7 protein-coding genes are annotated in these 7974 nt (G+C 71.2%); 4 read left to right on the top strand and 3 right to left on the bottom strand.

All coding sequences use genetic code 11. The features are described from left to right. Positions 1-830: serine hydrolase (locus KME77_RS09455; protein ID WP_219464152.1), on the top strand; the 830-nt coding region annotated here is incomplete at its 5' end. Positions 831-1103: 273 nt separating this feature from the next. Here the strand turns inward: KME77_RS09455 and ilvD are convergent. Both ilvD and KME77_RS09465 read right to left on the bottom strand, forming a co-directional pair. Beyond that, the gene (ilvD, locus tag KME77_RS09460) at positions 1104-2945 is read right to left on the bottom strand and encodes a dihydroxy-acid dehydratase (RefSeq protein ID WP_219464155.1); all 1842 of its coding nucleotides are present in this window, start codon (positions 2943-2945) and stop codon (positions 1104-1106) included. 27 nt (positions 2946-2972) lie between these two features. Further along, the gene (locus KME77_RS09465; RefSeq protein WP_219464158.1) at positions 2973-3821 is read right to left on the bottom strand and encodes a thioesterase family protein; all 849 of its coding nucleotides are present in this window, start codon (positions 3819-3821) and stop codon (positions 2973-2975) included. 69 nt (positions 3822-3890) lie between these two features. Between KME77_RS09465 and KME77_RS09470 the strand changes: the two genes are divergently transcribed. Continuing rightward, entirely contained in the window at positions 3891-4586 is a 696-nt protein-coding gene (locus tag KME77_RS09470; RefSeq protein WP_219464160.1) for a TetR/AcrR family transcriptional regulator, read from the top strand. A 180-nt stretch (positions 4587-4766) separates the two neighbouring features. Here the strand turns inward: KME77_RS09470 and KME77_RS29180 are convergent, their stop codons facing one another. Then, positions 4767-5591, bottom strand: a complete 825-nt coding sequence (locus tag KME77_RS29180) for a nuclease-related domain-containing protein (RefSeq protein WP_219464163.1) — start codon at positions 5589-5591, stop codon at positions 4767-4769. A 140-nt stretch (positions 5592-5731) separates the two neighbouring features. Here KME77_RS29180 and KME77_RS09480 point away from each other — a divergent pair, with 140 nt between their 5' ends. Both KME77_RS09480 and KME77_RS09485 read left to right on the top strand, forming a co-directional pair. Further along, positions 5732-7138, top strand: a complete 1407-nt coding sequence (locus KME77_RS09480; protein WP_219464165.1) for an amidase — start codon at positions 5732-5734, stop codon at positions 7136-7138. Positions 7139-7223: 85 nt separating this feature from the next. Further along, positions 7224-7925 (top strand): FHA domain-containing protein, encoded by a 702-nt coding sequence (locus KME77_RS09485; protein WP_219464174.1) that lies wholly within the window; start codon positions 7224-7226, stop codon positions 7923-7925. Positions 7926-7974: the final 49 nt, after the last annotated feature.

Here is a 7974-nt window from a genome sequence, read left to right on the forward strand (position 1 = left end):
CCGCCGGAGCCGGGCGGGGGGGCGCGGCGCCGCAGGCCGCCGCACGGACGTCAGGGGGCCCCACACCAGCGCCGGGTGGCGACGTGGCGGCCCCCGGGGTGGTCGCTCGGTCGCAGGTCGACACCCGGGCCTTGGACCAGGCGCTCGGACGCTACCTCAGGGGCCGGCCGGGGCGAGCGGCGGTGGCGGTGCACGACCGGACCACCGGCCTGCGCTACGCCTTCCGCGAGCGGGAGCCGTTCCTGCTGGCCAGCGTCGCCAAGGTGGACATCCTGCTGGCGCTGCTCCTGCGGGCCCAGCGTGAGCACCACCGTCTCGCCCCCTACCACCGCGACCTGGCCGCACGCATGATCCGCCACAGCGACAACCAGTGCGCGCACCGGCTCTACACGGCGATCGGCGGCCAGTCCGGCCTGACCAGGACCCTGCGGCGGCTCGGCATCCGGCACACGCGTCCAGGCTCCGGGCTCTACTGGGGCTCGACCCGCAGCCGCCCGTCGGACCAGGTGAAGGTCCTCGACGCCCTGGCCGATCCGGCGGGTCCCGTCTCGGCCGCCAACCGCCGTTACGCGCTGACCCTGATGTCGTCCGTCACCCGCTCCCAGACCTGGGGCGTCGGGACCCTGGACAGGAAGGCGGCGCTGAAGAACGGCTGGCTCCCGGCCCGGGTGCACGGCGGCCTGTGGACGGTCAATAGCATCGGCCGCCTGGCCGTCCAGGGCCACGAACTGCTGGTCGCCGTGCTGTCGGAACGCAGCCCGGCCATGTCCACGGGCGTCACGACGGTCGAGCGCGTCGCCCGGCTGGCGGTCAAGCACCTCACCGGCTGACGAAGCACCGTCTCGGCTCTGACCGGGAGCATCATCCCGGCCCTGGTCAGCGGCCCGTGTCCACGAAAGTGGCCCACTGTGCGCACGTCACGGCGGCCGGCCCCGCATCACCGGAGGAGCGTTCCCCTGGACAGACGCCGGCCCTGCACCGAGGGTGGGGCCGGCCCATGCTGGCCGTAAAAAGGCCCCGAAAAATCGGCGGAGACACGCGGAACGCCCGCTACGACACACTCCGGTCGTAACGGGCGTTCCCCGTTCAACAAGTTGAACGGATCAGCGGGACAGCTGGCTGAGGTCGCGGGAGGCGCCCGTGGACGCCGACGTGGTCATCGCCGCATACGCCTGCAGCGCCGCCGACACCGGGCGCTGACGGTCGCGCGGCCGGTAGCCGTGCAGGTCGTCGGCCAGCAGCCGGGTGCGGCGCTCGGCCAGCTCGGCCTCCGGCACGCGCAGCTCGAGCAGCCGGTTGGGGATGTCGATCTCGATCGTGTCGCCGTCCTCGACCAGCGCGATCATGCCGCCCTCGGCCGCCTCGGGGGAGGCGTGGCCGATCGACAGCCCCGACGTGCCGCCCGAGAAGCGTCCGTCGGTGACCAGCGCGCACGCCTTGCCGAGCCCCTTGCCCTTGAGGAACGACGTCGGGTACAGCATCTCCTGCATCCCCGGACCGCCCTTGGGGCCCTCGTAGCGGATGACGACCACGTCGCCCTCCTTCACGCGCCCGCCCAGGATGCCCTCGACCGCCTGCTCCTGCGACTCGAACACCACCGCGGGCCCGCTGAACTTCCAGATCGACTCGTCCACCCCGGCCGTCTTCACCACCGCGCCGTCACGGGAGATGTTGCCGTAGAGGACGGCGAGGCCGCCGTCGGCGGTGTAGGCGTGCTCCAGGTCGCGGATGCAGCCATCGGCGCGGTCGGTGTCGAGGGAGTCCCAGCGGTTGTCCTGCGAGTACGCCTTCACCGTGCGCACGTTGCCGGGCGCGGCGTGCCACAGCTCGACGGCCTCGGGCAGGACGGACGGCGAGCGGACGTCCCAGGCGGCGAGGGTGTCGCCCAGCGTGCCGCCGTTGACCGTCGGCACGTCGCGGTGCAGCAGCCCGGCGCGGTCGAGCTCGCCCAGGATGCCCGGGATGCCGCCGGCGCGGTGGACGTCCTCGACGTGGTACTTGTTCGTCGCCGGGGCCACCTTGCACAGGCACGGCACCCGCAGCGAGATCTCGTTGATCTCCTTCAGGCCGAAGTCGACCTCGGCCTCGCGGGCGGCGGCCAGGATGTGCAGGATCGTGTTCGTGGAGCCGCCCATGGCGACGTCGAGCGTCATCGCGTTCTCGAACGCGTCGCTGGTGCCGACCGAGCGCGGCAGCACCGACTCGTCGCCCTCCTCGTAGTAGCGGCGGGTGATCTCGACGAGCTGCCGCCCGGCGTCCTCGAACAGCTTCTTGCGCGCCTTGTGCGTGGCCAGGATCGTGCCGTTGCCGGGCAGGGCCAGGCCCATGGCCTCGGTGAGGCAGTTCATGGAGTTGGCGGTGAACATGCCGGAGCAGGAGCCGCAGGTCGGGCAGGCGTTCTCCTCCATCTCCAGCAGGTCCGCGTCGGAGACGCTGCTGTCGGCGGCGGCGATCATCGGGTCGATCAGGTCGAGCTTGCGGCCCGGTGTCTTGCCGGCCTCCATGGGCCCGCCGGAGACGAAGATCGTCGGGATGTTCAGCCGGAAGGCTGCCAGCAGCATGCCCGGCGTGATCTTGTCGCAGTTGGAGACGCAGATCATCGCGTCGGCGCAGTGGGCGTTGACCATGTACTCGACCGCGTCGGCGATCAGCTCGCGCGAGGGCAGCGAGTAGAGCATGCCGCCGTGGCCCATCGCGATGCCGTCGTCGACCGCGATCGTGTTGAACTCGCGCGGGATCGCCCCCGCCTCGCGGATGGCGGCGGACACCACGTCGCCGACCTCACGCAGATGGACGTGACCCGGGACGAACTGGGTGAAGCTGTTGGCCACCGCGATGATGGGTTTGCCGAAGTCGCTCCCGGCTACACCGGTCGCCCGGAGCAGGGCCCGGGCACCGGCCATGTTTCTGCCGTGGGTGACCGTACGTGACCTGAGGGCGGGCATTGGACCTCTCCCATCGTTCGCGAGTCTTCACATGGTACGACCATCGCCCGGTTGCTGAGACAACTGTCCATCGGTCGGGATGCGCACGGCGGCGAACTGGGTGGACTGCGCCACCAGGTGCCCCTTCTCGTCCCAGACGTGGGCCGTCTCGTCGATGCGCTCGCCGCCCACGTCCGAGGCCCGCAGCCGCACCCTGACCGGTCCTGGCGCGGGCAGCCTGCGGATGTAGGCGGACAGCTGGATGGTGGGGATCCAGCCAGGTATGCCCAGGTCGTACGTGGCGGGCGGCACCGGGTCGAGGGCCACCAGCAGGCTCAGCGGGTCCCAGTCCGTGCCGTCGGCCAGCCGCTGCCAGGTGGAGACGAGGCCGCGCCGCGAGGGCGTCCCGAACGCGAACGCCAGCTGGTCGGGGTGCAGGTGCTGGTCGATGACCTCCATCAGCGGGATGTCGAACCGGGCGCCCGGCGGCCTGGTGGAGGCCGGGACGCACTGCTCGCGCGGCGGGATCTCCAGCGGCTCCACGCCCGACCACCAAGGGCTGGTGTCGTCCAGCACGCCCAGCGCGAACAGCGCCGACACCCGCGGCCTGCCCTCCTGCGCCAGCTCCGCGCCGACCTGCGCCACACTCCTGCCGATCCGCAGCGTCGTCACCCGCACGTCGGCCGGGCCGGGCTCGGGCGGCTCCACGAACGCGCTGCTGACGGCGGTCACGTGCGGATGGCCGGCGCCCGCGCTCTCGACGGCGGCGCGGCCGAGCACCGCGAGCAGGTAGCCGCCGTGCAGCCGCGTGCCGACGCTCCACTGCGGGTCCAGCGTGGCCTGATAGTGGCCGGGCGCGAGAGCGGTCAGCGCGGTCGCGTCGCTAAAGGTCCCCATTTTTCGTGACTCCTTCTCGCCAGGAGATCAGATTGACATCGTCAACTTGACGGCGTCAACCTAGAAGCCATGGCGACGAGACGCATCCGGGCCAGACGCGGGGACGGCGCGCTGCTGCGCGATGAGATCCTGTGCGCGGCCGAGCAACTCCTGGTCGAGACCGGCACCGAGGACGCGCTGACGCTGCGCGCCGTGGCCGGCCGCGCGGGTGTGTCCACGCCGTCGGTCTACCTGCACTTCGCCGACAAGGAAGCGCTCGTGGAGGCCGTGTGCCTGCGCGTCTGGGACGAGCTCGGCGCGCTCTTCGCCGAGGCGGCGGCCTCGTGCGACGACCCGTTCCTGGCGCTGGGCCGGTGCGGACGCGCGTACGCCCGCTTCGCGCTCGACCACCCGGTGCAGTACCGGGTGCTGATGATGCGGCCCTCGACCGGGGAGGACGCGGCGGCGGCGTGCCTGCGTCACATGGTGGGGGCCGTCGCCGCCTGCGTGGAGACCGGCGTGCTCAGGGGCGAGCCCGAGAAGCTCGCGCTCGCCCTCTGGTCGGCCGTGCACGGCTGCGTGTCGCTGTTCATCGCGCAGCCGTCGTTCCCCTGGCCGGACGACCGCGAGGCGCTGATCGACACCGTCGTGCGGGCCGCCGGCTTCGGCGGCGCGATGTACTCGCGCCTGCCGCGCGACCTGCCGCCCAGCGCGGAGCTGGCCGAGGAGCTCGACGAGTTCGGCGCGCGCGTCACGACGCGCACCCGGGCACGCGCCAAGCGGTGACCCACCTGGCAGACCGACCGCACGCCTGGCAGACAGCACGCCGGACAGACAGTGCGTCTGACAGACAGCACGCCTGATGGACAGTGCGCCCGGCAGACAGTGCGCCCGGCAGAGGGCGGCGCACCTGACAGCGGGGGCCCGCTACGTCGGGGGCCGCCCGCCTGGTTCGGTCAGGGATGCTCAGCCCTCGCCGTATCTCGCCGGCAGGACCTGAGCCGCGATCTCGTAGAGGCGTTCCACCTCGGCGGGCGTCAGCGCCTTCTCCCGCTTGGTGATCCACTTGCGGGCGCGGGCGCCTTCGTACACGTCGACGCCGCGGATCGTCATGATCTTCCACGGCACCGCCGGCCCGTAGATGGCCAGCGACGGCACGACCGAGATCTCCTTGCCGTACGCGGCGCTGATCAGCTCACTGGCCTGCGAGGCCTCCCACTTCGCCTCGGTGAGACGCGGCTTCTTGTCGAACGGCCCGTGGAAGAGCTTCTTGCCCATCTGCACGCGGACGGGCAGCCGCTTGTCCCACTTCTCGGAGTCGACCGCGTACACGCCGGTGGGCCCGACGACCAGGTGGTCGATCTGGGCCTCGCTGTTCGGGATCGCCCTGGCGTGGAGCGTGCGGTAGCCCCTGCGTTCGAGCTGGCGCAGCTGGGCCTCGGTACGGCGCTCCGCTATGGAGGCGCGCCGCCACGCGGGCACGGTCGAGTTGGACCGCGCTCGCCAAACAGTGTCGACGATGACCGCGATCACGCCCGCGGTCACCCCAATCCGCCAATCGCCCACGAGGAAGCCCACGATCACAGCGGCCCCGACACCCACCAGCGCACGGTTGCGGATGGTGCGGAAGCGCGGTTGCTGGATCAGAGTGCGCAGTGAGGCGCGCTCGATGGGCGCGTAGGTTGACGTGGGCGCCGAGTGCTTGGCGGGGGTCTGCTCGCCTTCGGGTCGGTCACTCACCCAGATCGGTGACGTGTTGTGACCGTCTTCTCGTTGCTGGTCGGAGTCCACGTAACTCACCGTAGCCCGTGATTCTTGTCGGTTCCTAGTATTGCCTTGTCCATAGTTTTATGGCCCAGCCCACCGTGTTCCACGCCCGTTTTCCGGGTATCTATTACGTTCTTCTCTAGAGATCCCTAGTGTGCGGTAGCGTGCGAGAACTTCATGAGCTGTCGGCTCTAGAGCAGGCGCAGGCCATCCGCGACCAGGAGATTTCGCCGGTCGAGCTCACCCAGCACTACCTCGACCGGATCGAGCGCATCGATCCTCAGGTAGGCGCGTATGTGACCGTGACCGCCGAGAGGGCCCTCGACCAGGCACGCCGTCTGGCCGAGGAGCTGCCGGACGGGCCCCTCGCCGGAGTGCCGATCCCGATAAAGGATCTTAACCTGGTGAAGGACGTGCCGATCATGTTCGGGTCCGCGACATACCGGGAGTTCGTCGCGCCGGTGGACGACACGGTGGTCGAGCGGCTGCGTGACGCGGGCACGGTCATGCTGGGCAAGACCGCGACGCCGGAGTTCGGGCTGCCCTGCTACACGGAGACATATGTCTCACCGCCCGCCCGCTCGCCGTGGAACCTCGACTGCTCCGCCGGCGGGTCGAGCGGCGGCGCCGCCGCGGCCGTGGCCGCCGGGCTCGCCCCCGCCGCGCAGGGCAGCGACGGCGCCGGCTCGATCCGCATCCCCGCCTCGGTCTGCGGCCTGTACGGCATCAAGCCCACGCGCGGACGCATCAGCTTCGCGCCCGTCATCCCCGACCTGGCCGGACTCGGCACGAACGGCCCCATCGCCAGAACCGTCGCCGACGCCGCCGCCCTGCTCGACGCCATGACGCACAACACGCCCGGCGACCTCTACCTCGCGCCGCCGCACGAGGGAACGTTCCTCGCCCACGCCTCCCGCGACCCCGACCGGCTGCGCATCGCCCGCTACGCCCGGCCCGTCGTCCCGGGGGCCGAGGTGGACCCGGACGTGCTGGCCGCCTACGAGGCCGCCAGCGCCACGCTCGCCCGGCTCGGGCACGAGATCGTCGACATCGACCCGCCGTTCGGGGCCGACACGGTGCCGCGGTTCATCACTTTGTGGTTCGTCTTCGCCTGCATGCACCCGGTGGCCGACGACCAGGCCGACCGGCTCAGGCCGCTGACCAGGTGGCTGCGCGAGCGCGGCTTCGCCACCCCGGCCCCCGCGTTCCTCCAGGCCCAGGCGGCTCTGCAGGCCGCGTGCAGGAGCGCACTGGTGATCACCGACGCCTACGACGCCGTGCTCACGCCGACCGTCACCCAGCCGCCGCGCCCCGTGGGCTGGTTCGAGGACGTGGACGAGGTGGAGGAGACGTTCGAGCGGATGAAGCGCTTCGCGGCCTTCCCCGCCATCTACAACGTCAGCGGGCAGCCCGCCGTGAACCTGCCGCTCCACTGGACCGGCGACGGCCTGCCGATCGGCGTCATGCTCGCCGGCCGGGTCGGTGACGAGGCCACGCTGATCTCACTGTCGGCGCAGGTCGAGGCGGAGAGGGGCGGTTTCTGGGGCACACGCCGGCCGCCGGTCTGGTAGTTGCCGGAAGGCTCACGACCGCCGGCGAAGTCCCTGGAAGGTTATAGCTGGCGCTGATCCGCTCGACGAAAGTACAACCATGCGCATGCGCACCGTACTCATCCAGACCGACACGGCTGTGGCGGCCGACCTCAAACCAGGCGAGACCGCCACGTTCGGCCGCGGCTCCGACGATGTCCCCGTCGACATCGTGGTGGCCGACCGGGCCGTGTCGCGCCTGGCGGGGCGGATCCAGGCGGTCGAGGACTACTGGCTGATCAGCAACCTGAGCGCGCGGCGCACGTACGTGATCGAGAACCCGGAGGGCGGCGGCGAGTTCGTCAAGGTGCCGCCGCTGCGGATGGGGATGCCGGTCCCGTTCGAGATCTCCCGCGTGATCCTGCCCGCGGAGCACGGGACGACAGGCTTCCTGGTGTTCGCGCCCGAGCACGTGTTCGGCACCGCCGAGACCGTCTCCTCTTCCTCCTCCGGCGCCGCCACGCAGGGGGTCTTCCCGCTCGACCGGAGCGCCAAGTACTTCCTCGTCCTGGTCGCGCTCTGCGAGGCCCGGCTGCACGACCCGTCCAGCACGGTCGTCCCCACCGTTCCGCAGCTCATCGAACGCCTGGAGGGGCACGAGCTGACCAGGAGCGGGGTGAACTTCCACATCGACTACCTGGCCCGCACCAAGCTCAGGGTCAAACAGCCGGACGGGAGCGGCAAGGCCGACTGGCAGCGGGCGGCGCTGATCAACCTGGCGCTCCGCTTCGACCTGGTCACGGACGCGGACCTGCGCCTGCTCCCGTGACAGGGAAGGCCCGCCCGGCGCCGGCCACGCGTGCGGCCGGTGCCGGGCG

This window comes from Nonomuraea rhizosphaerae (assembly GCF_019396405.1).
GTDB lineage: Bacteria > Actinomycetota > Actinomycetes > Streptosporangiales > Streptosporangiaceae > Nonomuraea > Nonomuraea rhizosphaerae.